This window comes from Clostridium tunisiense TJ, from assembly GCF_000300195.1.
Classification (GTDB): Bacteria; Bacillota; Clostridia; order Clostridiales; family Clostridiaceae; genus Clostridium_J; species Clostridium_J tunisiense.
On sequence record NZ_AMQH01000019.1, the window covers coordinates 1 to 26436 of the forward strand.

The following is a 26436-nucleotide window of genomic DNA, read 5'->3' on the forward strand; positions in this document are numbered from 1 at the left end:
ATTAGTTAGTTGAGAAATGTTGAGTTGCGTAAACATAGTTTCCTTGGCTGCTGAATACTACTCCTGCCCCCATTTTAGTCCAGTTAGCACTTAAAATGTTTGCTCTGTGTCCTGGAGAGTTCATCCACTGATCAACTAAGTATTTAGCTGTAGTTGTAGCTTCTGGGTAACCTTGGCTATAGAATATATTTTCACCATATCCATTAGTGTTATACTTGAAGTATTTAGTTGCTAAGTCCATTGGGCTAGCGTTGTTTAGAGATGGTGTATTGTGCTCAAAGTAGTTATATTGAAGCATGTTATTAGATTTATATCTAGCAATTGGCCTCATGTTTTCTTCCCAAGCTAATGGCTTAAGTCCAGCCTTAGTTCTTTCTTGATTAACATAAGTTAGGATTTCCTTTTCCACTGCATCTAGATATTTAAAGCTCTTATTATTTGGATTAGCAGGTACACCACTTGGTACTGTTGTACTTGGCGTTGTAGCTGGTTCTTCAACTCTTGGAGCTTCTGTTTTTGGAACTTCTTTTGAAGGTACTTCAACCTTTGGAGCCTCTACTTTTGGCTCTTCAATTACTGGAACCTGAGTCTTTGGTTCTTCTACAACTGGAGTTTCAGTTTTAGGATTTTCTACTACTGGAACTTCTACGTTATTATCTTCATTTGTTACTGGTGTTTCTACCACTGAATTGTCTTCATCAGCAACTACACAATTATCACTAGGTAATTGAACTTGTACTGGTGCAATACCATCACAAGAATTTCTTAAGTTTAAAGGTAGATTTATAGTTTGTCCACTATTTTGTGAATTTGAAATCTGGCTTTGAACTATTTGCTGCGTAGGAAACTTTGGCATTTCAACTTTATTTGTAGCTGTTCCAGCAGCTACTCCTGAAGCAGAACCTCCTGCAGTAAATAGAGATAAAACTAAAGCTAATAATTTATTTGTTATCATATATCAACAACTCCTTATTTTTTATTTTGCTCCTTGCTTTCTTGGGGGTATGTGTAACTCCATCGTGCAATCAGTAGCTTTTATTTCTTAGGTGCCTTGCTGATGAACATATCTTAACATGGGATAAAAACTAAAACAACCCCTGTCCAAGGTTTTCATAATAAGGGTAAAATTATCCACTTTAAAATTTATTGTTTAAAATCATAAAGGTTTTATATGTGGATTTATTAGTTGAATTTCTATACATGATGCTAGTTAACTAAAGTATAATGTGCTTCATTAGATGGAAAAATACAAATTTAAAACTGCTAAACCTAATAACTATATTAGAAAATTAGCAGTTTTTTTTGCTACATATTAGATAATACTTCAATAACCTCATTAATATTGGGAAGTTCATTTAGGGGGTATACTTTAACCCATTGAACTACACCATTCTCATCTATTATAATATTAACTCTTTCAGACATACCTTCATCTTCCATGAAAATACCGTAATCTCTTGCTACTTTTCCGTGGGGCCAAAAATCAGAAGGAATTCTTAGATTTTTAAGTCCAAGTGCAACAGCCCATACCTTTTTACAAGGGGTAGGGTCAACACTGAAACCAAGAGGAATTGTATTTAATTCCTGAAACTTTTCCCAATTATTTTCTAAGGCTCGCATTTGGTCTGTACAAACTGGTGTCCAAGCAACTGGATGCCAAGAAAGTAGGACTCTTTTTCCTTTGAAATCTGATAAATGTAAGGGCGTATCATTATTGTCTTTAACTGAAAATTCTGGAGCTACAGCTCCAACCTGAACTAAACTCATATACACAACTCCTTTATGAAAATATAGTAGTAGTATGTGAGTAATTTGATTAATTTATGAAAAATTTGGTTAGCCTCTTTTCATCAACTGCAATTGAAATATGTAGGTATATAGAAAAATTATATTGTTACGATATAACTAGAGGTTGTAGCTGTATTTATAAATTAAAAAGGTAGTACTGAATTACAAGCTTTTTAAAACTAAATTAGAGTATTAAAATTTTTTTTTAATACAAGATAATATCTATAGGAACTAAATTCAAAAGGTCACTTAAAAGCATTGGTGAAGGTAAACTTAGAAAGCAAATTTCTTTCAATGAGTAGCATTACAATTTTATAATATAGAGAAGAGATACTTACACCTATGTACAAATACTTACTAAAGCTTAGAAAAGACATTTTCATAAAAGTGGGAAAATTCAATTTTAGTAACAAGAAAAATTCAATGTTTTTAGCGATTTCTTAACCAAAATAATATTTTACAAAAAATATTATTATAAACTCTTAATTTTATGTAGATTTATGATAAAATAATCAAAGGACATTTTATATGAGTGAGGTAGATTATGAAAAAAGGATTTGATTCCAAAAAATATTTAGAAGAACAATCAAAGTTTATTCTTGAAAGAGTTAATGATTATGACAAACTTTATTTAGAGTTCGGAGGAAAACTTTTATTCGATTTACATGCTAAAAGAGTACTTCCAGGCTTTGATGAGAATGCAAAAATTAAATTGCTACACAAGTTAAAAGAAAAAGTTGAAGTTATTATCTGTGTTTATGCTGGTGATATCGAAAGAAATAAAATTCGTGGAGACTTCGGCATAACTTATGACATGGATGTGTTAAGATTGATTGACGATCTTAGATCCTACGAGCTAGATGTAAATAGTGTAGTAGTAACTAGGTATGATAACCAACCTGCAGCTACACAATTTATGAATAAACTAGAACGTAGAGGAATCAAGGTTTATACTCATAGCGCTACAAAGGGATACCCTACAGATGTAGATATAATTGTTAGTGATGAAGGCTATGGTAAAAATCCATACATAGAAACTACAAAACCAATAGTTGTAGTAACTGCTCCTGGCCCTGGAAGTGGAAAACTTGCCACTTGCCTAAGTCAGTTATATCATGAGCATAGACGTGGCAAAGTTGCAGGGTATTCGAAATTTGAAACCTTCCCAGTGTGGAACGTGCCTTTAAAACATCCACTAAATATTGCTTATGAATCAGCCACAGTTGATTTAAAGGATGCCAATATGATCGATCCATTCCACTTTGATGCTTATAATGAAGTGGCAGTAAATTATAATCGTGATGTGGAAACTTTCCCAGTATTAAGAAGAATTATAGAAAAAATTACAAAAGAAGAATCTGTTTATAAATCGCCAACAGACATGGGAGTTAACCGTGTTGGTTTTGGGATTATTGATGATGAAGTAATAAAAGAAGCTTCGAAACAGGAAATAATTAGAAGATATTTTAAAACTGGTTGTGAGTATAAAAAGGGATATGTAGATTTAGATACTTACCATAGAGCAAAACTTATTATGGAAGAACTTAATCTTAAGGGAGAAGACAGAAAAGTAGTTGTACCAGCAAGAGAAAAGGCTGCAAAGCTTAAGGAAATTACTTGTAAAAATGAACCTTGTCTTGCTGTAGCTCTTGAACTTGAAGATGGTACAATAATAACTGGAAAGAACTCAGAGACTATGGATGCTACTGCTGCAGTAGTGCTGAATGCTATTAAGCATGTTGCTAATATACCAGACGAGATTCATTTAATTTCACCAGTAATTCTTGAGCCAATAATTAATCTTAAATCAAAAAACTTTGGTAGCAAGGTTACTGCCTTAGATTGTGAAGAAATCTTAATTGCACTAAGTATCAGTGCTGCAACTAATCCTATGGCTCAATTAGCTATAGAAAAATTATCGGTGCTTAAAAGTTGTCAGGCTCACTCAACAACTATACTAAGTACAACTGATGAGCAAACCTTTAGAAAACTTGGGATAGATGTGACTTCAGACCCAGAATACGCTTCAGATAGCTTGTATTATAACGAATAATTAACCGCTAAATATAAGTTTTCCTAAAAAAAATAATATTTAATAATTAATAAAAAAGATGTAGGTATTGAAAAATGTACCCTACATCTTTTTTGTTTTCATAACTGTTGAAAGGATTGCTGTTACAAAATCTAAGTGTTATTAGAGTTATATTTCATATATATGAAATATAATTTCATTATAAATAAAAAAGATATAGACAAATTGGAAATACTATACTAATATATAAGTATAGTAAAAACAATTATTTAATGATAAAGCAGTCTGAAACATGAAAATAAGTGGGCAGTTTATATAAATTTATAAACTGAGGATCCAATAATATACTGTAGTATTAAGGTAAATGTGAAAATTTATTTCAAGAATGTGAAAAGTGAATATAAATGCCTTCTTACGGAAATTTTTATAGTTATGATATAATTAACTATAAAAGAGAAAAGAGGGAATATAACATGATAGAAGATATAGGACGCAAAATTAAAGAATTGAGAAATAGTCAGAACTTAACTCTAAAAGAATTAAGCGAAAAAACTAACCTGTCCATAGGTTTTTTATCTCAGTTAGAAAGAGGATTAACAACTATAGCAGTGGATACCCTTTATAACTTGGCTAAATCATTAGGGGTAGACCTGTCTTATTTCTTAGTAAGTCCAAAAGAAAATAAAAAAATTGTGCTTCGAAGTTATGAAAAGGAGTTAATCCAAATAAATAGCAATCAATTTATATATTATAATCTAACAAACTCCAGCGAGGATAAGGTGTTTTTACCTAGATATATTGAGATTCTTCCAAGAAATAGTGATGAACCAGTTACTCAATATCAACATGAAGGTCAAGAATTTGTATATGTTATGGAAGGGATACTCACATTAGTTTTTAACAACGAAACCTATGAATTATATCCAGGAGATAGTGCGCATTATGATTCAAGTATAATACATAATTGGTACAATAGAACTAGTATGACAGTAAAAATGATTACTGTACACACGCCGAATTTCTTGCAAAAATAGATGTGTTAAATAGATAAACTCTTTAACTTAATAATACTTGATAAATATAGGGTTAGTACACTATTTAGCTGTAATTAAGTTTAGTCAGTGAAAAGAGCTTTTAGGGGAATCAAGTGAACATAATATAAAAATTATGCTGTTAAATTTGGTTCCCTATGAAATTATAAACTTCTTTTAAATTATTTAGGAACACTTTGTAGTTAATAGATTTTTATTTTGGGGTTTTTACTGAAAATAAAAATCAAACATATATGTAATTGTTAAAAAAATAACAATAATAAGGGGGGGACTTACTTGATTTCTGCGACTACGGTAAATATTCAAAAGTTTTCAGTTCATGATGGGCCAGGGATACGTACTACGGTATTCTTAAAGGGTTGCCCTTTAGAATGTTGGTGGTGCCATAATCCTGAAAGTCAAAACCTAAATCCTGAAATTTTTTATTTTGAAGAAAGATGCACAAAGTGTGGTAAATGCATAAAGAGGTGTGAAGGAAAAGCCTTGGAATTTAAGGATAATTATTTAACAATGAATAAAGGCAAGTGTAATCTTTGTGAAAAGTGCGCTGATTTTTGTCCTAATAATGCAAGGGAATACGTAGGAAGGAATTTTACAGTAAAAGAGTTGATGAAGGAAATTATAAAAGATGAGGCTTTTTATGAGGAATCTAATGGTGGAGTAACCTTTTCAGGGGGGGAACCACTAATTCATGTAGATTTTCTAAAAAAGGTATTAGAAGGGTGTAAAATTAGAGGAATTCATACAGTTGTAGATACTTGTGGATATGCTGCTTGGGAAAGCTTTGAAAAGATATTAGGCAAAGTAGATTTATTTTTATATGATCTTAAAATCATGAATAATGAAAAACATAAAAAATATGTAGGAGTAGAAAATAAACTTATATTAGAAAATTTAAAAAGGCTTTCAGCCAGGAGCTGCAATATTTTTATTAGAATGCCTATAATTGCTGGTATTAATGATGATGATGCCCATATAACTGAAGCTATTTGTTACCTGTCAAACTTAAATATAATACAGGTTAATTTATTACCATATCATAAGATGGGTATGGACAAATATAAAAGATTAAACATGGAATATAAGTTATTGGGCATAGAAAAACCATCAGAGGATAGAATGACTGAAATAGCAGAGAAGTTTAGAAAAGCAGGAATGAAAGTAAAAATAGGGGGGTAGTTAAGTATGATTAATGAGAGAGTAAAAAAGTTAAGAGAGCAAAGCTTAAATGCAATTCCTCGTATTTCAATGGAGAGAGCTCAAATTGTGGATGAAGTTTATAAAAAATATGAGGGGAAGGTTTCTACACCAGTATTAAGAGCTTTAGTTTTAAAGGAATTAATGACAAAAAAGAAACTTTGTATTAATGATGGTGAATTAATAGTTGGTGAGAGAGGTGAAGAGCCTGCAGCAACTCCTACTTATCCGGAATTATGTTGTCATACAATTGAAGATATGGAAATTATGAATAAACGTGAAAATATTTCTTTTAAATCAACAAAAGAAGATATAAAAATGCAAAAAGAAGTTATAATTCCTTACTGGGAACAAAGATCAATTAGAAATAAAATTCTAGAAAGTATGGATGAGGAATGGAAAGAATGCTATGCAGCAGGAATGTTTACAGAATTTATGGAACAAAGAGGTCCAGGACATACAGTTTGTGATGATAAAATTTATAAAAAAGGTTTCTTAGATTTTAAGAAAGATATCCAGGGTGCTATTAGAAATCTAGATTTTTTTAAAGATGATGAAGCTTTAGCTAAGAAAGATCAACTTGAAGCAATGAGTATTGCTTGTGATGCAATAATGATATTAGGTGCTCGTTATTCTCAGTACGCAAAAGAACTTGCTGAAAAAGAAGAAGATTTAACTAAGAAAGGAGAACTTCTTTATATTGCCGAAGTATGCAGTCATGTACCTGCAAAGGCACCCAGAAACTTCAGAGAAGCTCTTCAAATGTATTGGTTCGTACATTTATGCGTTATTTCAGAATTAAACCCATGGGATGCATACTGTCCTGGAAGATTGGACCAACACCTATATCCATTCTATGAAAAAGAAGTTGAAGCCGGAACTTTAACAGCTGAAGAGGCTGAAGAACTACTGCAGTGTTTCTGGGTTAAGTTTAACAATCAGCCAGCGCCACCAAAGGTTGGAATAACACTAAAGGAAAGTGCCACCTATACAGATTTCTCAAATATCAACGTTGGAGGATTGCGATTAGATGGTTCTGATGGAGTTAATGAGGTAAGTTATATAATACTCGACGTAATAGATGAGATGAGATTATTACAACCTAGCTCAAATGTTCAAATAAGCAAGAAGAGTCCACAGAAGTTTGTTAAAAGAGCCTGTGAAATTTCAAGAAAAGGATGGGGACAACCATCCATGTTTAATACAGATGCTGTAATTCAAGAGATGATTAATGCAGGAAAATCTTTAGAAGATGCTCGCTGTGGAGGTAATAGTGGATGTGTTGAAACTGGGGCTTTTGGAAAAGAAGCCTATATTCTTACAGGATATTTTAATTTACCAAAGGTGTTAGAAATCACCTTAAACAACGGTGTAGATCCACTTACGGGCAAGAAAATAGGTATTGAAACTGGTCAGGTTACTAACTTTGAAACTTATGAAGAACTATTTAAGGCCTATAAAAAACAACTGAACCACTTTATAGATATAAAAATCAAAGGAAATAGAATAATCGAGAAAATATATGCTACTAGAATGCCAGTACCATTTCTTTCTGTTGTGACAAATGATTGTATTTCCAAAGGAAAAGATTACAATGCTGGGGGAGCTAGGTATAACATAAGCTATGTTCAAGGTGTTGGAATTGGAACTATTACTGATGCTTTTACTGCTTTGAAATATCAAGTTTTTGATAAAAAAAATATAACTATGGGTGAAATCATGGAGGCATTAAGAAGTAATTTTGAAGGTCATGAGGACATTTTAAAATTAGTAAAAAGTAGAACACCAAAGTATGGTAATGACGATGATTATTCAGATAGTATAATGCAAGAAATATTCCAAGCCTTTTACGAAGAGGTTGATGGAAGAAAGAATGGTAAGGGTGGAGAGTTTAAAATAAATATGCTACCCACAACCTGTCATGTTTATTTTGGTTCAGTAATTGGTGCAACTCCAAATGGAAGAAAGGCTCATGTGCCTCTTTCAGAAGGTATTTCACCAGAAAAGGGTGCAGATACAAATGGGCCTACAGCAGTAGTTAAATCTGCAGCAAAAATGGACCATTTAAAAACTGGCGGAACCTTATTAAATCAAAAGTTTACTCCATCAGTAGTTGAAGGTGAAGAAGGGTTAAATAATATGGCTAATTTAGTAAGGACTTATTTCAAACTAGATGGTCATCATATTCAGTTCAATGTTGTTAGCAAGGAATTGCTTATAGAAGCACAAAAAAATCCAGAGGAATATAAAGATCTTATTGTTCGTGTTGCTGGATATAGTGATTACTTTAATAACTTGGATAGAGTATTACAAAATGAAATTATAGATAGAACTGAACAAGCTTTTGAAGGAAGTAATGCTTGTTAGTAACATTATGGAGGTATGTAATGAACAAAACAATAGGATTTATTGGCTGTGGAAACATGGGTACTGCAATGATAGGAGGAATTATAAAAGCTAATATAGTGACTTCAGATAAAATTACTGTTGCAGATCTAAATGAGAAGAGTCTTAAGGAAACAAAGTTAAAATATGGAATAAACATAACTACTGCAAATAGGGAAGTAGCTAAAAATGCAGATATTTTGATTTTATCAGTAAAACCAAATTTATATCCAATAGTAATTAATGAGATAAAAGATCATATTAAAGAAAATGCAATAATAGTAACTATTGCTGCTGGTAAGGATATAAAGGGTACTGAAGACATGTTTGGAAGAAAAGTAAAGGTGGTTAGAGTAATGCCAAACACACCTGCACTTGTTGGAGAAGGAATGTCAGCAATATGTGGAAATGAAGTAATAACAAAGGAAGAACTAGTGGAAATAGTAAACATTTTTGAAAGTTTTGGTAAGGCAGAAATAGTAAGTGAAAAGCTTATGGATGTAGTAACAGCAGTAAGTGGTTCTTCACCAGCTTATGTATACATGTTTATAGAAGCTATGGCAGATGCTGCTGTACTTGACGGCATGCCAAGAAATCAGGCATATAAATTTGCAGCACAAGCTGTCCTTGGAGCTTCAAAAATGGTGTTAGAAACAGGAATCCATCCAGGAGCTCTTAAGGATATGGTTTGTTCTCCAGGTGGCACAACTATAGAAGCAGTAGCAACTCTTGAAGAGAAGGGGTTAAGAACAGCAGTAATATCAGCAATGAGAAATTGCACTAAAAAGTCTATAGAAATTTCTAATTTAAAGTAGGAATATATGGGAGGAAAAAAATGTTTAAAACAAATGAATATTTTGATGGAAAAGTAAAATCTATAAGTTTTACAAAGGATAATGGAGCAGCTACAATTGGAGTGATGGCTGTAGGAGAATATGAATTTGGAACCTCTAGTAAGGAGTTTATGACAATAACTAGTGGAAAGATGTTAGTAAAGCTACCAAATTGCCATTGCTGGGAAGAGTTCAAGGAAAATGAAACTTTTATAGTAGAAGCAAATGAGAAGTTTCAGGTAAAGGTTAGTGAAGAAACTGCATATTTGTGTTTATATAAATAGGATATGTAACCTATTTATATAAGAAACTTAAAGGGAAAAGTACTTAATATAGAAAGTATCTTTTGGAACTACTTTATTAATATGAGTATATCCTTAGTAGAAAGATGTAGGTTATTCAATAAGCTGCATCTTTTTTTTTATATTGTAGCATTAATTTTAATATAGCCTAATTATCTTATAAGCTTTAAAATATTAATAGCGTAATTTTAAAACTATAAAAATAAAATAGTTATTATTAAAAGAATAACACTTGACAACATGAATAAAAGCCAATATAATGAACAGTGTTCAGAAGAAGAATAGAGGTGTAAAAGTTGGCTAGGACAATTGAAAATCCAAAAGAACTTATTATGAAAAAAGCTAAAGAAATTTTATTTACAGAAGGATACTCTAAGCTAAGTATGAGAGCTTTAGCTAAGTCTTGTGATATAGCAATAGGTACTTTTTACAATTATTATCCTACAAAAAAAGACCTTATTATTGAAATGATGGAACAACATTGGAATCAATGTTTTGAAAGACTTAACATAATTATGGAGTCTCAAGAAGATTTCTACATTAAACTATTTAAAATTCATGAAATACTTAAAGAGTTTATTACTAGTTTCAAGCAAGTTTGGCTAAAGCCAGATTTGTATGATAACAAGGATTATGTAGAAGGTGGATTGCAAAGACAAAACATTTTTATTCATAGATTAATTCTTGATATAGAAAAAATCTTACTTGAAGAAGTTAAAGGGAAAAGTATATTAATAAATTTAAGTACTTATGATCTAGCTAAGTTTATTTTAATGAACTTTATATCAATAATTCAAACACCTACATACAAATATAAAAATTTTGAAAATATTTTAAAAGTCTTGCTTAAATAAATTTGTAGAATCAAGTTACAGGGAACTAGAGTTAAAACTTAACTTATACAGTAATCCTGCCATTGTTCTCTTAGGAGATTATGAATATGAATAAGTTAAAAATTCATCATGGAACCCTAAAGTAGGTAAAAACTATAAATTTACTATTATGCTAATAAAAATCATATCTATAGGTATGATTTTTAATATAAATATAAATGAACATTGTTCACTGATGGGAAATGAAGTATCTTTGGTTATTTGAAGGATAAATTTTATTTTCATATTAAGTAAACAACATTAAAAAAGGAGGAATATTTATGTTAATTTACGCAGTAATATCTATTAATTTAGCATTTCTATTTTATACTATTGGAGTATGGAGTGAAAAAAAACAAGGTAGCTTAAAAAAGTGGCATTTAGTTGTATTTTGGTGTGGACTAGTTTTTGATACATTAGGTACAACCATTATGAGTAAAATTGCTGGGGTAGGGTTTGGTATAAACTTTCATAGTATTACGGGTTTCTTTGCCATAGTTTTAATGTTATTCCATGCCGGATGGGCCACAGTTGTTTTAAAGAAAAATGACGATAAGGCTAAAATGAGCTTCCATAAATTTAGTATAATTGTTTGGTTAATTTGGCTAATCCCATTTATTTCAGGTGCAATAGTTGGAATGAGTAAGTAGTAAATTTATTACTTTAAGAGTTGAAAATTAGCCTCTAATTAATTAACTAATATATAGATAAATATTAGAATAATTAAGTAGTAGATTTTGTTTTACAATACAATGATATAGATATTTTGCATTATTAATACAATGTAAAAATAAAAAAGTCTCTCAATGGGTAATTTTGAGAGATTTTTTTATTTAAACTAGTATTTTCACGGTTTTACTCTAAGCTAGTTATATTATAAACTCTTAACTCTGCTTGCAAATTTGATAGTTCTTGTATTTTTTGAAGGATCAAATAGCTCTGAGGGTTTACCATCCTCCACAATTTTCCCATGTTCCATTAAAATTATACGATCCGCGACTTCTTTTGCAAAGTTCATTTCATGGGTTACAATAAGCATGGTCATATGTTCTTTTGCGAGAGACCTAATAACTTCAAGAACTTCACCAACTAGCTCTGGGTCTAAAGCTGACGTGGGCTCATCCATTAGAATTATTTCTGGTTCCATAGCTAATGCTCGAGCAATGGCTATTCTTTGTTGTTGACCACCAGATAACTTAGAAGGAAAAACATCTTTTTTTTCTTCTAATCCAACTTGCTTTAGATATTTAAGTGCTATTGATTCAGCTTCATTTTTAGATATTTTTTTTACTGTTCTCAATGGTTCAATAATATTATTCAAAGCTGTCTTATTTTTAAATAAGTTATAGTTTTGAAAAACCATAGCAGTTTTCTTTCTAATAGTGAGGATATTATTTTTATTTTTAGTTTTAACATCTATTATGGTATTTCCTAGGGTAATAATACCTTCATCTCCATGTTCTAAGAAATTAATACATCTTAACAATGTGGATTTCCCAGTTCCCGAGGAACCTATTATGGCAATAACTTCACCCTTTACTACAGTTAAGTTTATACCATCTAGAATCTTATTAGTACCGAAACTTTTTTTTAAGTTATCTATTTTTAACATATATATCACCTTAATAAGCTCTATTTAGAATGACTTCTAATTTTTTTTGAATAAATCCTATAGTTGAAATCAATGCCCAATAAACTAAAATGACACAGGTATAGGCTTCTAAAAACTTATAATTAGAAGCTGCTTCTGATTGAGCCGCTGCCATTATTTCTGTAACTCCTAAGGTAAAAGCCAAAGCAGAACCTTTAACAATATCTGCAAAGTTGCTTGTTAGTGCAGGAATCGCAACTCTTGCTGCTTGAGGTAAAACAATTCTTTTCATAGCTTGAAAATATGTCATTCCAAAGGAAAGAGCTGCCTCCATTTGGCCTTTATCTACAGAAGATATTGCACCTCTTAAAGTTTCGGAGCAGTAGGCGGCTGAGTTCAAGCTTAATCCAATAATCACCGCAGTAAAACCATTCAAGCCCTTAAGAGCTGGAATAACTTGTATTAATCCAAAGTATAGGAAAAATAACTGTGCAACTAGAGGAGTACCTCTAAAAAAGGATACATAAACTTTAGCCATGGAGCTAAGAACTGGAACTTTAGCATTTATAATCAGTGTAATTACAAAGGCTAAAAGTAATCCAAAAAGCAATGAAATAAGGGAAAGAGCAATGGTAATCTTTACGTACTTAAGCATAATTTGAAGTAGTTTTAATAAGAAGCTATAATCAAAAGTTGCCATTTCAAGTACCAATTACTTTTTTTCTTTAGTGGTATCTAATCCAAACCATTGTTGTGATAGTTTTGTAAAAGTACCATCTTCATGCATTGATTTTATTGCTCTATTTACATCTTCAATTTTTGGTTTGCTTTGTTCTTCTTTTCTAAATGGATACTGATTTATTTCGTAAACACCAGTTGTGGTGTTTGCAAGTTTAAGCTGTAAATTGCCTTTTTCTATAGTTGTTTTAGCTTTTACCTCACTAAGCCAACCAGCATCTAATCTTCCAATTTCTATGTCTTTTTCCATAGGTGTTCCGTCATAGGTTACTATATCTAAACCTAAACTTTTCTCTTCGTTTAATTGTCTAATAGTTTTTTCACCATTTCCACCTAAAACGCAACCCACTTTTTTTCCTTTAAGATCTTCGATTTTAGTTAAATTACTATCCTTAGGCAAAACGAATTGATAATTGCTATATGCATAAGTTTCAGTAAAATCATACTTTTTTCGCCTTTCTTCATTAGTTGAGATTTGGTGAGCCACCGTATCAATTTGACCGGCGTCTAACATTCCAAATAGGCCACTGAATTTAGAAGCTTGAAACTCTACTTTGTAACCAGCTCTTTTTCCTATCTCATTCCATACATCAACTTCAAAGCCTTGGAGCTTGTCATCCTGTTTAAAACACCAGGGATAGTATTCCACAGATACTCCAACTTTTAAAGATTTTTCTGTTACCTTTGCATTGGTATCAGCAGTTTCCTTAGCGCTACATCCACTAAACAATGATGCTCCAATCATAAGAGCACTAACAAGGGTTATTAATCTTTTACTATTTAATCTCATTTATAGTTCCTCCTTAAATGCGAAATATAATCTTTTCATTGCCTCTTCTAAAGTACTTCTGGGACAGGCAACATTAATTCTAATAAAACCCTCTCCCCCAGTACCAAAGGTATATCCTTGATTAACTAAAAGTTTCCCTTTCTCTAGCAGTAGCTTTTCCATTGTCTTTGGAGGCAGTCCTAAGGCGGTTAAGTCAAGCCAAGCTAGAAAGGTTCCTTCAGATTTAATAAGCTTAATATTAGGTAAATACTTTTTTAAGTACTCATGAACAAAGTCTAAATTATTTTCAATATACAATAAAAGTTCATCAAGCCACTGTTCACAATGATCAAATCCTGCCTTTACTGCAGTTAAGCCCAATAGGTTGGGTTTGTTTATACCATCTTTAAGTAATGACCCTTCATAGGCTTTTTTTAATTCCTTATTAGGAATTATCAAATTAGATATTTCAAGTCCTGCCATATTAAAGGTTTTATGAGTAGTAACGCATAGGATGCTATTATCAGCTACTTTGGGACTTATGGTACTAATGAAATGATGCTTGTACCCATTAAGAACTAATTCACTATGAGCTTCATCTGATACAATAAGAATATTGTTTTCTAATAAGATGTCAGTAACAGCTTTTAATTCATCTTTTGACCAAACCCTTCCAACAGGATTATGAGGACTACATAGTATAATCATTTTAACCTGTGGATTAATCTTTCTTTTAAGATCCTCCAAGTCCATTTCATATCTTCCGTTTTTAAAAACAAGAGGATTTTCAACTACTACCCTATTGTGGTTTGTAATAGCATCAAAAAAAGCAGGAAAAACTGGAGGTTGGACAATAATACTATCACCCTCATTTGTAAATGTTTTCACTAATCTGTTAAGAACATTAACTAAAGTACCACTAAAATTTAACCAAGATCTATCTAAGTTAAAATCATGTCTTTTTTTGTACCAGTTAATAACAGATTCATAGACATCTTCATAGCCACCACTGTAACCTAAAATTCCCTGATCTAGTTTTTCCTTTAAAGCATCTCTTATAGGTTGTGGCGTTTTGAAGTCCATATCTGCAACCCAAAGAGGAAGCAAGTCATCATAGGAAAATCCAAATCTATCCTGGATACCATCATATTTTAAAGAATAAGTATTCTTTCTGTTGATAATCTCATTAAAATTATACAATTTATCACCACCTTACACTTCAGGCTATTTTCATATAAATGCTAACATATGTTACAGAGCTATGTTAATACTTATACTAAATTTGAATAGAACAGTATAAAACTATTTGTAATATACATAAATAACCAAGTTAATATACAAATTTTTGTAACTACTTAAACAAAAACCTAATATGAAAAGTCTATACTAGTAAGAAGCAAATTTAAAATAATATTTTTGGAGGTTATTTTGTGGATAATGAGTTTTTAAAAAATGGCATAAACAAATATGAAGATATCAAAGTTCCAGAAGAACTTGAAAAAAACTTAAGAAACACTTTAAGAAGAAATCATAAAGTCAAAAAGATTATGCAGCTTAATAAAGGTGTTGGTGGAATAGCAGTAGCTATAATTGCTTTTATTATGATTATTAATCTATCTCCTAATATTGCCTATGCATTAGAAGGAGTTCCTGTAATAAATAAACTAGTGAAGTTTGTAACCTTAGATAAAGGCCTTAAAAATGTTGTAAGCAAGGGTGAAATTCAGAAGATTAATGTTACAGCAGAAGATAATGGAGCAAAAGTAATTGTTAATTCTATTGCTGGCGATAACTTAAAGTTATGGATAGATTACGACCTTAAAGGAGATAACCTGATGATTGGAGAAATAAAGTTTAAAGCCAGTGGTAAAGATACTGAGCTACCTTGGGATTGTCAGATACTAAGGGAGGATGAAAAATTAATAGAAGTTTCAACTGATAAGTTAGTTAAAGAGTTTAATATTGAGTTCCAAGTTTATAAACATGACCCTGCATTTGATATAACATCGGCAAGTTTTTATGAGTTAGATGAGAAAGCACAACAAGATATAAAAGAAAGGTTTGAAAAGAGTAAAGTAGCAACATTAACTATTCCAATAATACTAGATGAGAAAATATTCAATAATGATTTAAATACTTTAGTGTTAAAGGGCAAGGAAGTTAAAACTAAAATTGGAACAAAAAGAATAGAAAAACTTCAACTATCGGAAACAAGAAGCAGAGTATTCTCAAGTCTTATAAGTGAGGATTTCGATATGATAAAGGTTGTCAATCCAAAACTTATTGATGAAAGTGGTAAGGAGTATTCATACCCAATTGGTTATGAAAATTTATCAGTTGAAAATAAACTTGTTATGGATTTTGTAGGTGGTATAAACAATACTAATGGATTAACTTTCAAATGTGACGGAATTGAATATGTGGATAAGAAAGATAGATATATAACAATAGACTTAAAGAATAGAAAAGTAGAAAAAAATAGCTTAGGTATTGAGCTTGTGAACATTAAGGGGAACAAAATAATATTAAATAATTCGGAAAAGAAAGTGGAATTCAGTCTTCAGTTTCAAAATGAAAAAGGAGAGAAGATTGAGATTAAAGAGATGCATATAAATGAAGTTAGCAAAAATCAGGAATTAGAGTTTGTAAAATTGAAAGGTGACAAAGTTATTCTTAAGGTAGAAAAGGTAGAAGGTTGTATAACAGAAGGGTTTAAGATGAAGTTAGTGGAATAAGTACACGTTAAGTTACTTCTGCAATTTTGAAAGGGGGGAGATTTTATTTGTTTTTTAAAAACAAGGAACAAAAAAAGTTAGAAGAAATTTTTGAAGAATTAATTATAAAGGAAAAAAATAGTTTATATAAATTAGCATATATGCATGTTAAAAATAGTAATGACGCAATGGATATTTTACAAGAAAGTACTTTGAAAGCATATAAAAAACTAAATACAGTGAAGGATGACTCATTATTGGATAGATGGTTGAAAAGGATTATTGTAAATTGTTCTATTGATTATATAAAAAGAAATTCTAAGGTAATTTATATTGATGATGTTGAAATTACAGGAGGTATCCATAGGGATAGAAACTATGAAGACCTTTATGAGGCGGTAGACATGCTTTCTCCTGAACTTAGGTCAATAATTATACTTAAGTATTTTCAAGGATATACCATAGAGGAAGTTGGGGAATTACTTGATATTAGCACATCACAAGTGAAAAACAAACTACACAAAGCATTAAAGCTACTAAGATTAGAGATCAAGATTTCAAGTTAGCAAGAAGTTTTTATTGAAAAAGTTATTTCAAAACTTAGCTAGAAGTAAAATAATAATCTATAAGCAAATCTATAAAAGGATTTGTTTATAGATTATTTTAGTTTGTAAGAGTTTCTTTAAGTACAGTTCCAATTATGTATAAAAAACCCTATATAATTGCGGTTAAATCTATGATATAATACCTAATGGAAATTAAATATAAATCCATAAATCCGCTAATTTTAGTGGGACTGGTTCGAGAACTCCCAGTATAAAAAACTAAGGATTTAATACGGTATAGCTGTATCCTTAGGTATAGCTTTTTTTGTTTTTTGAAAAATTATAGACCTTCTTTATAAAACTATAATAAATATGAAGATTTTGGAATTATAAGTAGTGGTTATATGTTAAAAAGTAACACATCAATATAAGGATGAAATGAAATTAAAGGTTTCTTTTATAAAGATGCTATAGTAATTTAAAGCTAAAAAAGTTGTATGTTCCGTTCTCAGGTAAGGCATCTGAAAATGCCTAAAATTTAAATGAGAAAAGGAGAAGGAAAATGGAAGGAAAGAGAAAGGTAATTATTGATTGTGACCCGGGAATTGATGATTCTTTGGCACTGCTTTTAGCTCTTAAATCCCCTGAGTTAGAGGTTAAAGGGATCACTGTGGTATGCGGTAATGTTCCAACAAAGCAAGGGGTGGAAAACACTTTAAAGGTATTAGAAATAACTAAGTCTCTTCACATACCTGTATATTTTGGAGAAGAAAATCCACTGGTAAGGGAACTAGTAACTGCTCAGGATACCCATGGAGAAGATGGTGTAGGACAGTGTTTCTTTCCCAAGGTGGAAGGTGGCATAGTAAGAAATGAGGCTGTTGATTTTATTATTGAAAGTCTTAGAACTGAAGATAAACTATCAATTATAGCCTTAGGACCACTAACTAACCTTGCAAAGGCATTATTGAGAGATAAAGAAGTTTTTAATAACTTAGATGAACTTGTATCCATGGGAGGGAGCTTTAGAAGCCATGGTAATTGTTCGCCTGTAGCAGAGTTTAATTATTGGGTAGATCCTCATGGTGCTGATTATGTTTATAAGAATCTAAAAAAGAAAGTTCACATGATAGGCTTAGATGTGACAAGAAGAATAGTTTTAACACCTAACATTCTTGATTTAATTAATAGATTAGGTGGGGAAGTGGCAAAATATATAATTGATATAACAAAGTTTTATGTGGACTTTCACTGGAAGCAGGAAGGTATAATTGGTTGTGTAATTAATGACCCTTTAGCTGTAGCTTATTTTATAGACAGGTCCTTATGTAGTGGTTTCAGTTCATACACAGAAGTGGTTAAGGATGGAATTGCAATGGGACAGACTATAGTGGATGTGGAGGACTTTTGGAAAAAACAGCATAATTCAGTAGTTTTACAGGAAGTGGATGCTTCTAAATTTATGTATATGTTTCTTCAAAGGTTGTTTCCAGAGAGTGCAGAAGTAATAGCTAATGTTAAGGGGGTTATATAAATGAACAGAAATTCAACATTAAAGTTAACTATAGTAGGCTTTGGTATAGCCTTAAATATTGTAGGAGCGTTTATAGCTCTAAATCTTAAATTACCCATATACTTAGACTCCATCGGAACAATTATGGTTTCCTTTATATTAGGGCCAATATATGGAGTTGTTACTGGACTTTTGGGTAGTATTGTCAGTGGAATAACCTTTGATATATATTCATTATACTTTGCACCGGTGCAAATATTTACTGGTCTTATTGGTGGTATTATGTATAAAAAGGGTTTTATGAATAAGTTTAAGATGCCTTTAGGAGTGTTAACTGTATCAATATTTTCTTCCTTTATAGGAGCTGTCATAGCCGCTTACTTATTTGGAGGAATTACTTCTTCAGGTTCTACCTATATTGTTCAATTGTTATCTGGCTTTGGAGTTAATAAGGTTGTAAGTGTATTTATAGTGCAATTCATAACTGATTATGCAGACAAGTTTGTAGCAGTTTCCTTAGCAACCACAGTGTTGGTAGGAATTCCAGGAGGCTTGAAACAAAGATTAGTAAGGAGCTAAAAATGGATAGATATAGTGTGATTGAGAATAAAAATAAAAGAGAAATAGTACTTTTAAAAGCGTTTCCTTGTGGTTGGGGGAAGTGTTCCTTTTGTGATTACATTTCTGATAACTCTAAATCAAGACAGGAGATAAATGAACTTAATTTTCAGGTTTTAAAAAATGTTTCTGGAAAGTATAAAACCTTAGAGGTAATAAATTCAGGTAGCTGCTTTGAGATTCCTGAAGAAACCTTACTTAAAATTAAAGAAGTTATTCAGGAAAAGAGCATTGAGAAATTATTTCTTGAAAGCCATTGGTGCTACCGAAATAGATTACAGGAAATGAGGGATTTCTTTAAAATACCTATAACCTTTAAAATAGGAGTAGAGACCTTTGATTACCATTTTAGAAATGAAGTTCTAAATAAAAATGCTAAATTTAATTCTCCAGAAGAAGTAAAAGAGTTCTTTGATTCTCCTTGCTTAATGGTAGGAATAAAAGGACAAACAAAAGATATGATAGAAAAAGACATAGAAATAACTTTAAAGCATTTTTCTCATGGAACTATTAATATATTTACTCCGAACACCTCTAAACTTCAGAGGGATGAGAAATTAATCACTTGGTTTAAAGAGAAATATAGTTATTTAAATAATTATCCTAATATAGAAGTTTTGTATAACAATACGGATTTTGGTGTAGGAGATTAATAAGATAATAACAAGTATTATATAGATTCAAATACTTAAAGTTACATGTGCTAACATATTTAGATTTATAAATAATAATAAGCATCTTTTAGAAGATAATAATATATTTTCTAAAAGATGCTTATTTTTCTGGAAAAATGTAATTATTTGGGTTATAATACAAATATATGCCAAATAATTAGAGAATGATTTAAAATAGGATTAACAAATTTAAATGAATTTTAGGAGGCTATGTTATGGGGAGAAAAGCTTTTAATTCAGAAGGTCCAGCGCCAATTGGGCCATATTCAAGAGCTGTAGAAATGGGGAACTTAGTTTATTTTTCTGGGCAAACACCAATTGACCCAGCTACAGGAATTTTAGTAGATGGAGATATTAGGGTACAAACTCAGCAGTGTTTTAAAAACTTATTTTCAATCTTAGAATCTGCAGGATTGACGTCTGATGATGTTATGAAGTTAAATGTGTATTTAATTGATATGAAAGACTTTGAAGAGATGAATGAAGTTTACTCAAAGCAATTTAATTCACCGCCACCAGCTCGCACAACTATAGGGGTTAGGGAACTTCCTTTAGGGGCTAGAGTTGAAATTGAGATGATTGCATATAGAAATAAATAGTAATTACTAGTTTAGGCTCTGTATTTTCTATACAGGGCCTTAAGCTTTATATGTAAATTTCAAGCTATATCTATAATGAAGTAAATAATATTAATAGTATAAACTTTTTTTAGTGAGTACATGTAAAATGGGGGAGATTTTAAATATGAAAACTTACGTAATAGAAGAAGGAACTAGGGAAAGTCTCAGGATAGTTGACGATGGAATAGTTGAATATAATAATTCAAAAGTACCCTTTACTCAAGAACCAACCTTTATACCAATAAGCAGAATTATTAAAGAAGATAATGAAGAGATTGTAGCTGGAGTAAATGCTCTATTATACTGTTGGAATTGTATGTACATAGACGTACTATGGGTAAAGGAAGGTTTTAGGGAAAAGGGGTACGGCTCAATACTTTTAAGGGATGTGGAAAAAATCGCAAAGGAAAAGGGCTGTTCATTAATTCACTTAGATACTTTTGATTTTCAAGCAAAGGATTTTTATCTTAAACATGGGTATGAAATTTTTGGGGTATTGGAGAACTGTCCAGCTAGCCATATGAGATATTACCTTAAGAAGAATATATAAATGTAAATTTTGGAGTATTATTAAGGGTAATTGTAATTTAAATATATAAAGGGCAGAAATGAGCTATAACTTTGAATTAGAGTTTACAGCTCATTTTTTATAATACTAAGTATTGCTAAAATCTGCAAGAATATAGAATGATAATATATTTTATAAATGGTATAATAGCCGTATAAATGTAAAATTTGGAATAAAGCAAAACACAAGAAATTGTAGAGTAATTACATTTTGGGGGAGATGTTCATGAAGCAGTGTGCTAAACCTGCAATGATTAATTCATTCAAGGACTTATTAAACAAGAAATCCATAGATAAGGTTACCGTAAAAGATGTTTGTATTCATTGTGGAGTAAATAGGCAGACTTTTTATTATTATTTTAAGGATATTATAGACATACTTAATTTCACAATAGTGGAAGAGTTATATGCAGAGATTGCGCAAAATAGAACCTTTGAAACTTGGGAGGGTGGCTTTCTGGCAACAATGAATTATTTGAAGAAAAACTCAACAATGATTTTTCATATATGTAAGTCTTCCTACTGGTCAGAAGTAAAGGTTTATTTTATAGACTTCTCAAATGAATTACTTCATTACGTAGTCAAAGAATGTGAGAGTAATATGGGCGTAAAATTACAAGAGAAAGATAGAGATTTCATTGTTAATTTCTATAGACATGTATTTAATGGACTTATGATGGATTGGGTATGTGATGGTATGAAAGAAGAGCCAAAAGTTATTTTAGACAAGCTTCTTTTAATGATAACTGGAAGCATTTCACGTTCTGTAGATGCTTTTATAAAATATGAATTCAAAGGTTGATTTAAACCCCTTCAAATCAGACACTTTAGGTTATGTGTCTATTGAAGGGGTTTTTACAATAACTGTATAATTAAATTAAAAACAAATTTAGATTTCATTTAGGGAGGTAAAAATATGTTTGTTTTTAATTATGCAGAGGGAGCAACAGTATTAAGCGTTTGGGGTGTCTGGATACTGGTTTTTGCATTACTCTTTGGGTTAAATGAAGTAACTAGAAGGTCTAAGAAAGTGGGGTTTTTCTGTTTTGTTATTTTACCAATAATACTTTCAGTGATATGGTTTACAGCATTAAAAGACACTACTTATACTGATTGGTTTCATTTAGCAAAAGTTTATTCTTCTACAGCTGGATGTATAGGATTTTGGTGTATTAGACATGTTAAGGGAAGAAATAAATTAACTGGTAAGGAGTGGAGAGTGTCTGAAATGAAGTGGGCATTATGCTTTCCACCATTAATTCTTGCTATTAACATATTAGAAGCTGTTGCTCGTGATTTTCAGGTTGGCTTGCAATATGCTGGTGGAGGAATATTAGCTGACGATGCTATGTATGTACTTGGTGGCTCATGGAACTTCATGAATGGTATTGCTGGAATTTTAAATATAATTGCTATTACTGGATGGCTTGGAATATGTATACGTAAGAAAACAGCTAAAGATGGCAGCAGAGACATGATTTGGCCTGATATGCTCTGGTTCTGGATTATAGCTTATGACCTTTGGAATTTTGCTTATACTTATAATTGTCTTCCTGGACATGCTTGGTACTGTGGCTTTGCACTACTTTTAGCACCAACTCTTTGTGCTTTTACTGTGGGAAAAGGAGCATGGCTACAGCATCGTGCGCAAACTTTAGCGATTTGGTGTATGTTTGCGCAGACATTCCCAGCCTTTATTGACAAAGGAGCTTTTGTAGTAGCATCAACTTATAATACTACAGCACTTTTTATTTTTAGTCTTTTATCTTTAATATCTAATATAGCCGTGGTTGCTTATATGATTTACAAAGCAGTTAAGACAAAGAGAAATCCATATATGGGGGAATTGTATACGGATTTAAACAAATATAAAGAAGTAAAAGCACTTGCAGAAAAGAGCAACTCAATAGAGATGCAAGTAAATAATTCACTATAATTATAACAACCTTTAAGGGAACTAAAGTTGACTCATATATAAGTAAACCTTGACTTTGGTTCCCTAAATATATAATGAGGAATGATAAAAAAATAACAATCCGCTAAAGCAATTGTGCTTTTTTATTGGCATCATGAATCTAAGAGGAAGGTTTATTAGCTTCAAGTTTCTTAAGGAAGCCAGAAATGTTTTCTTAAGAAGCTTTAAGGTGTAAGGAGACTTGAAACTAAACATAGAATTAAGAATTTAAAATGGAATGGGGTATAAATAACATGGACAATTACAAGGTTTTGGAAATTAAGCAAAGTGTTTTTGAAGATAATAATAAACAAGCTGACTTACTTAGGGGAGAGCTTAAGAAGGAGAAAACCTTTTTATTAAACTTAATGTCCTCACCAGGATCAGGAAAAACTACAACAGTTTTAAGAACAATTGAAGCACTGAAGGGAGAAATGAATATTGGGGTTTTAGAAGCGGACATTGATTCTGAAGTAGATGCTAAGACAGTATCTAAGACTGGAGCTAAGGTAATTCAATTACATACAGGGGGAATGTGTCACCTAGACGCAGATATGACTAAACAAGGATTAGAAGGTCTAGGAACAGATGAGGTTGATTTTGTAATTTTGGAAAATGTAGGTAATTTAGTGTGTCCAGCAGAATTTGACACTGGTGCATCAAAAAATGCCATGATCCTAAGTGTTCCAGAGGGTGATGATAAACCTCTAAAATATCCTTTAATGTTTTCCATTGTTGATGTTTTATTAATTAATAAAATGGATACCTTAAGTGTTTTTGACTTTGATTTAGAAGCTGTAAAGGAAAGAGTGAAAAAACTAAATCCTAATATTAAGGTTATTCCAATTACAGCGAAAAAAGGTGAAGGCCTTGAAGAATGGATAGAATGGATAAGAACGGAAGTTAAGAAATGGAATGAAAACTAAGGCTATAATAGATATTATTTGGGGGGAAATCATAAATGGTAAATCAAAAAGTATTAGAATTTGCTAATAAAATTAGCAGGACAAAAATGGGGTCAAAATCGGAAATAAAACCAGAGGATCCAGAGTATAAAATTTTAGAACCCGTTGTAACAGAAGAGATGGCAGATGTAGCACTTTATCTTGAGTTACGTAAACCACTAAGTGCAAAGGAGATTTCAGATCTTTGTGGTAAACCAGTAGATAAAACTGAAAAGTTACTGTGGGAACTAGCTATGGCAGGAGCAGCTTTTGTTAATAAAATAGATGGTGTTGATAAATATTGGCATGAGATTTGGGTGCCAGGTCATATGGAAATGATGGTTAATAATAAAGAAAATGTTAAGAAATATCCTCAAATAGGTAAAGCTTTTGATGATTATGGAAAGTTAAGAGGTCCCAAGGCAAGTGGGAATGTTCCAGTAGGTGGAGGGCCTATGAGGGTTATTCCTATAGAACAATCTATTTCAGGAGAAACTAGAAGAGCCTCCTATGAGGAAGTTTCTAAATACCTGAATGAAAATACTATTTTCTCAGTTTCTGATTGTTCTTGTCGTACCTCAAGAGAAGTTATGGGTGAAGGCTGTGGGCATTTAAAGGAAGACATGTGTATTCAGTTAGGTCATGCGGCTGAATACTATATCCGTACGGGAAGAGGAAGAGAGATTACTCGTGAAGAGGCTTTTGAAATCATTAAAAAGGCAGAAGAAAATGGGCTAATGCATAGTATTCCAAATACAGATGGTCCGGGAAAAACTCACGCTATTTGTAACTGCTGTGGATGTTCATGTTTTGCTTTAAGAATTGCTAACATGTTTGTTAATCCTGATATGGTACGTTCAAATTATATTTCGCAAGTAGATAAAGAGAAATGTGTTGCTTGCGGAGAATGTGTTGAAAATTGCCCAACTGGTGCCTTAAAGCTTGGACAAAAGGTTTGCACTAAAACACCTATTATAGAAAGGAAAAGAGAACTTCCTTATGATACAGAGTGGGGTGAAGACAAATGGAATCCAAATTATCGTACTAATAGAAAAGTGGTTGTAGATACTGGTTCAAGTCCATGTAAAGCGGAGTGTCCTGCACACATTGGTATCCAAGGGTACATTAAGTTAGCAGCTCAAGGAAGGTATACTGAAGCTCTTGAATTAATTAAGCATGAAAATCCATTCCCAGCAGTTTGTGGACGTATTTGCCCAAGAAAATGCGAATCAGCTTGCACTAGAGGAGATATTGATGATCCAATTGCTATCGATGAGATTAAGAAATTCATTGCACAGCAGGATTTGAATAAAGAAACAAGATATATACCTAAACTTAAACATCAGTATGGAAATAAAATTGCAGTGGTTGGTGCTGGACCTTCCGGACTTTCATGTGCTTTCTATCTTGCAATTGACGGCTATAAGGTAACTGTTTTTGAAAAACAAAAGGCACTTGGTGGAATGCTTACCCTAGGAATTCCTTCTTTTAGATTAGAAAAAGATGTAGTTAATGCGGAAATTCAGATTCTGAGAGAATTAGGTGTTGAATTTAAAACAGGCATTGAAGTTGGAAAAGATATAAGCCTAGGTGACTTGAGAAGAGAAGGTTATGAGGCTTTTTATATAGCAATAGGTGCTCAAGGGGGGAGAAACCTTGGTATTGAAGGTGAAGAGGCAGAAGGTGTAATAACCGGTGTAGAGTTTTTACGCAAGGTAAATTTAGGAGAAGAAGTAAACGTAGAAGGAGAAACTATAGTAATTGGAGGAGGCAATGTTGCCATTGACGTTGCTAGAACAGCAGTTAGAATTGGATCTTCTAAGGTGGAAATGTACTGTTTAGAAAATAGAGAAGAAATGCCAGCTCTTGGAGAAGAAGTTCATGAAGCTTTAGCTGAGGATATTATAATAAATAATTCTTGGGGACCAAAAGGAATTATTATAGAAAATGGACATGTGGTTGGAGTAGAATTCCAAAAATGTATTTCTGTGTTTGATGAAAACAGAAGATTTAATCCTAAGTATGATGAAAAAATCACTAAGGTAGTTAAGGCAAAGCATGTGCTTATTTCAGTTGGTCAAGGTATTGAATGGGGCAGATTACTTGAGAACTCAAAAGTACAGTTAAATCCAAATAAAACAATTAAAGCAGACCTTCTAACTCTTCAAACAGAAGAACCAGATGTGTTTGCTGGTGGAGATGTATTGACAGGACCTAAATTTGCAATTGACGCCATTGCTTTAGGTAAAGAGGGTGCGATTTCAATACATCGTTATGTTCATCCAGGACAAAGCTTAACCATTGGACGTATCAAAAGAGATTATAGAGCCTTTGATAAAGAAAATCTTGATCTTGGAGGATATGATAGAATTTCAAGAGAAAAAGTAAGCCATGTTGAGGGTGATAAATCTAAAGAAACCTTCAATGATTTGAGAGAGACCTTTACAGAGGAGCAAGTAAAGAAGGAAACAGAACGCTGTCTTGGTTGTGGAGCAACAATTGTAGATGAATTCCTTTGTGTAGGTTGTGGTGCTTGTACTACCAGATGTAAGTATGATGCAATTAGACTAGTGAGAAGATATGACAAAGAAAATCCTGAGTTTAGTGATATGAAGGCTAATGTAGTAAAGCATGCCTTAAAACGTAAGGTTAGAATTGCAGTAAAAAAACCAGTAAAACTCTTAAAATCTATGTTTAATAAGGATTAGAATACTTAGTAAGAGAGGAT

The 26436-nt window shown here is 31.8% G+C and carries 25 protein-coding genes and 1 riboswitch; of the genes, 19 read left to right on the forward strand and 6 right to left on the reverse strand.

The window, feature by feature from the left end:
• Position 1 precedes the first annotated feature (1 nt).
• A complete protein-coding gene (locus C661_RS22960; protein ID WP_017416857.1) occupies positions 2–955 on the reverse strand; it encodes a CAP domain-containing protein in 954 nt (317 codons plus the stop codon).
• Between the two features lie 350 nt (positions 956–1305).
• Positions 1306–1767, reverse strand: coding sequence for a redoxin domain-containing protein (locus C661_RS0118660; RefSeq protein WP_017416858.1), 462 nt, complete (start codon positions 1765–1767; stop codon positions 1306–1308).
• A gap of 565 nt (positions 1768–2332) precedes the next feature.
• Between C661_RS0118660 and C661_RS0118665 the strand changes: the two genes are divergently transcribed.
• The 8 genes from C661_RS0118665 (at position 2333) to C661_RS0118700 (ending at position 11111) form a co-directional block, all read left to right on the forward strand.
• Positions 2333–3841: a DUF1846 domain-containing protein gene (locus C661_RS0118665; RefSeq protein WP_017416859.1), complete on the forward strand. Its 1509-nt coding sequence runs from the start codon at positions 2333–2335 to the stop codon at positions 3839–3841.
• Between the two features lie 452 nt (positions 3842–4293).
• The gene (locus C661_RS0118670; protein WP_026051119.1) at positions 4294–4854 is read left to right on the forward strand and encodes a helix-turn-helix domain-containing protein; all 561 of its coding nucleotides are present in this window, start codon (positions 4294–4296) and stop codon (positions 4852–4854) included.
• 294 nt (positions 4855–5148) lie between these two features.
• Positions 5149–6051 carry a trans-4-hydroxy-L-proline dehydratase activase gene (locus tag C661_RS0118675; RefSeq protein WP_017416861.1) on the forward strand — a complete coding sequence of 301 codons (903 nt, stop codon included), beginning with the start codon at positions 5149–5151 and terminating at the stop codon, positions 6049–6051.
• A gap of 6 nt (positions 6052–6057) precedes the next feature.
• A complete protein-coding gene (gene hypD / locus C661_RS0118680) occupies positions 6058–8436 on the forward strand; it encodes a trans-4-hydroxy-L-proline dehydratase (RefSeq protein ID WP_017416862.1) in 2379 nt (792 codons plus the stop codon).
• Positions 8437–8456: 20 nt separating this feature from the next.
• Complete coding sequence (gene proC, locus C661_RS0118685; RefSeq protein ID WP_017416863.1) at positions 8457–9269, forward strand: pyrroline-5-carboxylate reductase; 813 nt, start codon at positions 8457–8459, stop codon at positions 9267–9269.
• Positions 9270–9289: 20 nt separating this feature from the next.
• A complete protein-coding gene (gene ppnP, locus C661_RS0118690; protein ID WP_017416864.1) occupies positions 9290–9571 on the forward strand; it encodes a pyrimidine/purine nucleoside phosphorylase in 282 nt (93 codons plus the stop codon).
• A 314-nt stretch (positions 9572–9885) separates the two neighbouring features.
• Positions 9886–10443: a TetR/AcrR family transcriptional regulator gene (locus tag C661_RS0118695; protein ID WP_017416865.1), complete on the forward strand. Its 558-nt coding sequence runs from the start codon at positions 9886–9888 to the stop codon at positions 10441–10443.
• 299 nt (positions 10444–10742) lie between these two features.
• Entirely contained in the window at positions 10743–11111 is a 369-nt protein-coding gene (locus C661_RS0118700; protein WP_017416866.1) for an HsmA family protein, read from the forward strand.
• Between the two features lie 224 nt (positions 11112–11335).
• On the opposite strand, the gene C661_RS0118705 is transcribed toward C661_RS0118700, so the two are convergent.
• Genes C661_RS0118705 through C661_RS0118720 form a run of 4 tightly spaced genes read right to left on the reverse strand, consistent with a single transcriptional unit; the run spans position 11336 to position 14759 of the window.
• A complete protein-coding gene (locus C661_RS0118705) occupies positions 11336–12073 on the reverse strand; it encodes an amino acid ABC transporter ATP-binding protein (protein WP_017416867.1) in 738 nt (245 codons plus the stop codon).
• A gap of 10 nt (positions 12074–12083) precedes the next feature.
• Positions 12084–12752: an amino acid ABC transporter permease gene (locus tag C661_RS0118710; protein WP_026051120.1), complete on the reverse strand. Its 669-nt coding sequence runs from the start codon at positions 12750–12752 to the stop codon at positions 12084–12086.
• Between the two features lie 12 nt (positions 12753–12764).
• Positions 12765–13580 (reverse strand): transporter substrate-binding domain-containing protein, encoded by an 816-nt coding sequence (locus C661_RS0118715; protein WP_017416869.1) that lies wholly within the window; start codon positions 13578–13580, stop codon positions 12765–12767.
• Positions 13581–14759, reverse strand: coding sequence for a MalY/PatB family protein (locus C661_RS0118720; RefSeq protein ID WP_017416870.1), 1179 nt, complete (start codon positions 14757–14759; stop codon positions 13581–13583).
• A gap of 230 nt (positions 14760–14989) precedes the next feature.
• Here C661_RS0118720 and C661_RS0118725 point away from each other — a divergent pair, with 230 nt between their 5' ends.
• The 11 genes from C661_RS0118725 to C661_RS0118775 all read left to right on the forward strand — a co-directional run bounded on the left by C661_RS0118725 (position 14990) and on the right by C661_RS0118775 (position 26416).
• Positions 14990–16294, forward strand: coding sequence for a DUF4179 domain-containing protein (locus C661_RS0118725; RefSeq protein ID WP_017416871.1), 1305 nt, complete (start codon positions 14990–14992; stop codon positions 16292–16294).
• Between the two features lie 47 nt (positions 16295–16341).
• Complete coding sequence (locus C661_RS0118730) at positions 16342–16839, forward strand: RNA polymerase sigma factor (RefSeq protein ID WP_017416872.1); 498 nt, start codon at positions 16342–16344, stop codon at positions 16837–16839.
• 224 nt (positions 16840–17063) lie between these two features.
• Positions 17064–17107, forward strand: a riboswitch (PreQ1 riboswitch).
• 273 nt (positions 17108–17380) lie between these two features.
• On the forward strand, positions 17381–18352 hold the full coding sequence (locus C661_RS0118735) for a nucleoside hydrolase (protein ID WP_017416873.1): 972 nt from the start codon (positions 17381–17383) through the stop codon (positions 18350–18352).
• On the forward strand, positions 18353–18910 hold the full coding sequence (locus tag C661_RS0118740; RefSeq protein ID WP_017416874.1) for an ECF transporter S component: 558 nt from the start codon (positions 18353–18355) through the stop codon (positions 18908–18910). It abuts the gene before it with no gap.
• A 2-nt stretch (positions 18911–18912) separates the two neighbouring features.
• Entirely contained in the window at positions 18913–19602 is a 690-nt protein-coding gene (locus C661_RS0118745) for a radical SAM protein (RefSeq protein WP_017416875.1), read from the forward strand.
• A gap of 236 nt (positions 19603–19838) precedes the next feature.
• A complete protein-coding gene (locus tag C661_RS0118750) occupies positions 19839–20222 on the forward strand; it encodes a RidA family protein (RefSeq protein ID WP_017416876.1) in 384 nt (127 codons plus the stop codon).
• A 145-nt stretch (positions 20223–20367) separates the two neighbouring features.
• A complete protein-coding gene (locus C661_RS0118755; RefSeq protein WP_017416877.1) occupies positions 20368–20793 on the forward strand; it encodes a GNAT family N-acetyltransferase in 426 nt (141 codons plus the stop codon).
• 243 nt (positions 20794–21036) lie between these two features.
• Positions 21037–21612, forward strand: coding sequence for a TetR/AcrR family transcriptional regulator (locus tag C661_RS0118760; protein WP_017416878.1), 576 nt, complete (start codon positions 21037–21039; stop codon positions 21610–21612).
• Positions 21613–21726: 114 nt separating this feature from the next.
• Positions 21727–22746 (forward strand): DUF5692 family protein, encoded by a 1020-nt coding sequence (locus C661_RS0118765; RefSeq protein WP_017416879.1) that lies wholly within the window; start codon positions 21727–21729, stop codon positions 22744–22746.
• Positions 22747–23018: 272 nt separating this feature from the next.
• The gene (gene hypB, locus C661_RS0118770; protein ID WP_026051122.1) at positions 23019–23690 is read left to right on the forward strand and encodes a hydrogenase nickel incorporation protein HypB; all 672 of its coding nucleotides are present in this window, start codon (positions 23019–23021) and stop codon (positions 23688–23690) included.
• 35 nt (positions 23691–23725) lie between these two features.
• Entirely contained in the window at positions 23726–26416 is a 2691-nt protein-coding gene (locus C661_RS0118775) for an FAD-dependent oxidoreductase (protein WP_017416881.1), read from the forward strand.
• Positions 26417–26436: the final 20 nt, after the last annotated feature.

Excerpts from the sequence above, each read along its gene's own strand:
- hypD (WP_017416862.1), top strand. The coding sequence starts at position 6,058 with ATGATTAATGAGAGAGTAAAAAAGTTAAGAGAGCAAAGCTTAAATGCA.
- C661_RS0118775 (WP_017416881.1), top strand. The coding sequence starts at position 23,726 with ATGGTAAATCAAAAAGTATTAGAATTTGCTAATAAAATTAGCAGGACA.
- C661_RS22960 (WP_017416857.1), bottom strand. The coding sequence starts at position 955 with ATGATAACAAATAAATTATTAGCTTTAGTTTTATCTCTATTTACTGCA.
- C661_RS0118755 (WP_017416877.1), top strand. The coding sequence starts at position 20,368 with ATGAAAACTTACGTAATAGAAGAAGGAACTAGGGAAAGTCTCAGGATA.
- C661_RS0118670 (WP_026051119.1), top strand. The coding sequence starts at position 4,294 with ATGATAGAAGATATAGGACGCAAAATTAAAGAATTGAGAAATAGTCAG.
- C661_RS0118745 (WP_017416875.1), top strand. The coding sequence starts at position 18,913 with ATGGATAGATATAGTGTGATTGAGAATAAAAATAAAAGAGAAATAGTA.
- C661_RS0118750 (WP_017416876.1), top strand. The coding sequence starts at position 19,839 with ATGGGGAGAAAAGCTTTTAATTCAGAAGGTCCAGCGCCAATTGGGCCA.
- C661_RS0118700 (WP_017416866.1), top strand. The coding sequence starts at position 10,743 with ATGTTAATTTACGCAGTAATATCTATTAATTTAGCATTTCTATTTTAT.
- C661_RS0118765 (WP_017416879.1), top strand. The coding sequence starts at position 21,727 with ATGTTTGTTTTTAATTATGCAGAGGGAGCAACAGTATTAAGCGTTTGG.
- C661_RS0118710 (WP_026051120.1), bottom strand. The coding sequence starts at position 12,752 with ATGGCAACTTTTGATTATAGCTTCTTATTAAAACTACTTCAAATTATG.
- C661_RS0118665 (WP_017416859.1), top strand. The coding sequence starts at position 2,333 with ATGAAAAAAGGATTTGATTCCAAAAAATATTTAGAAGAACAATCAAAG.
- C661_RS0118735 (WP_017416873.1), top strand. The coding sequence starts at position 17,381 with ATGGAAGGAAAGAGAAAGGTAATTATTGATTGTGACCCGGGAATTGAT.
- ppnP (WP_017416864.1), top strand. The coding sequence starts at position 9,290 with ATGTTTAAAACAAATGAATATTTTGATGGAAAAGTAAAATCTATAAGT.
- hypB (WP_026051122.1), top strand. The coding sequence starts at position 23,019 with ATGGACAATTACAAGGTTTTGGAAATTAAGCAAAGTGTTTTTGAAGAT.
- C661_RS0118740 (WP_017416874.1), top strand. The coding sequence starts at position 18,353 with ATGAACAGAAATTCAACATTAAAGTTAACTATAGTAGGCTTTGGTATA.
- C661_RS0118760 (WP_017416878.1), top strand. The coding sequence starts at position 21,037 with ATGAAGCAGTGTGCTAAACCTGCAATGATTAATTCATTCAAGGACTTA.
- proC (WP_017416863.1), top strand. The coding sequence starts at position 8,457 with ATGAACAAAACAATAGGATTTATTGGCTGTGGAAACATGGGTACTGCA.
- C661_RS0118660 (WP_017416858.1), bottom strand. The coding sequence starts at position 1,767 with ATGAGTTTAGTTCAGGTTGGAGCTGTAGCTCCAGAATTTTCAGTTAAA.
- C661_RS0118715 (WP_017416869.1), bottom strand. The coding sequence starts at position 13,580 with ATGAGATTAAATAGTAAAAGATTAATAACCCTTGTTAGTGCTCTTATG.
- C661_RS0118705 (WP_017416867.1), bottom strand. The coding sequence starts at position 12,073 with ATGTTAAAAATAGATAACTTAAAAAAAAGTTTCGGTACTAATAAGATT.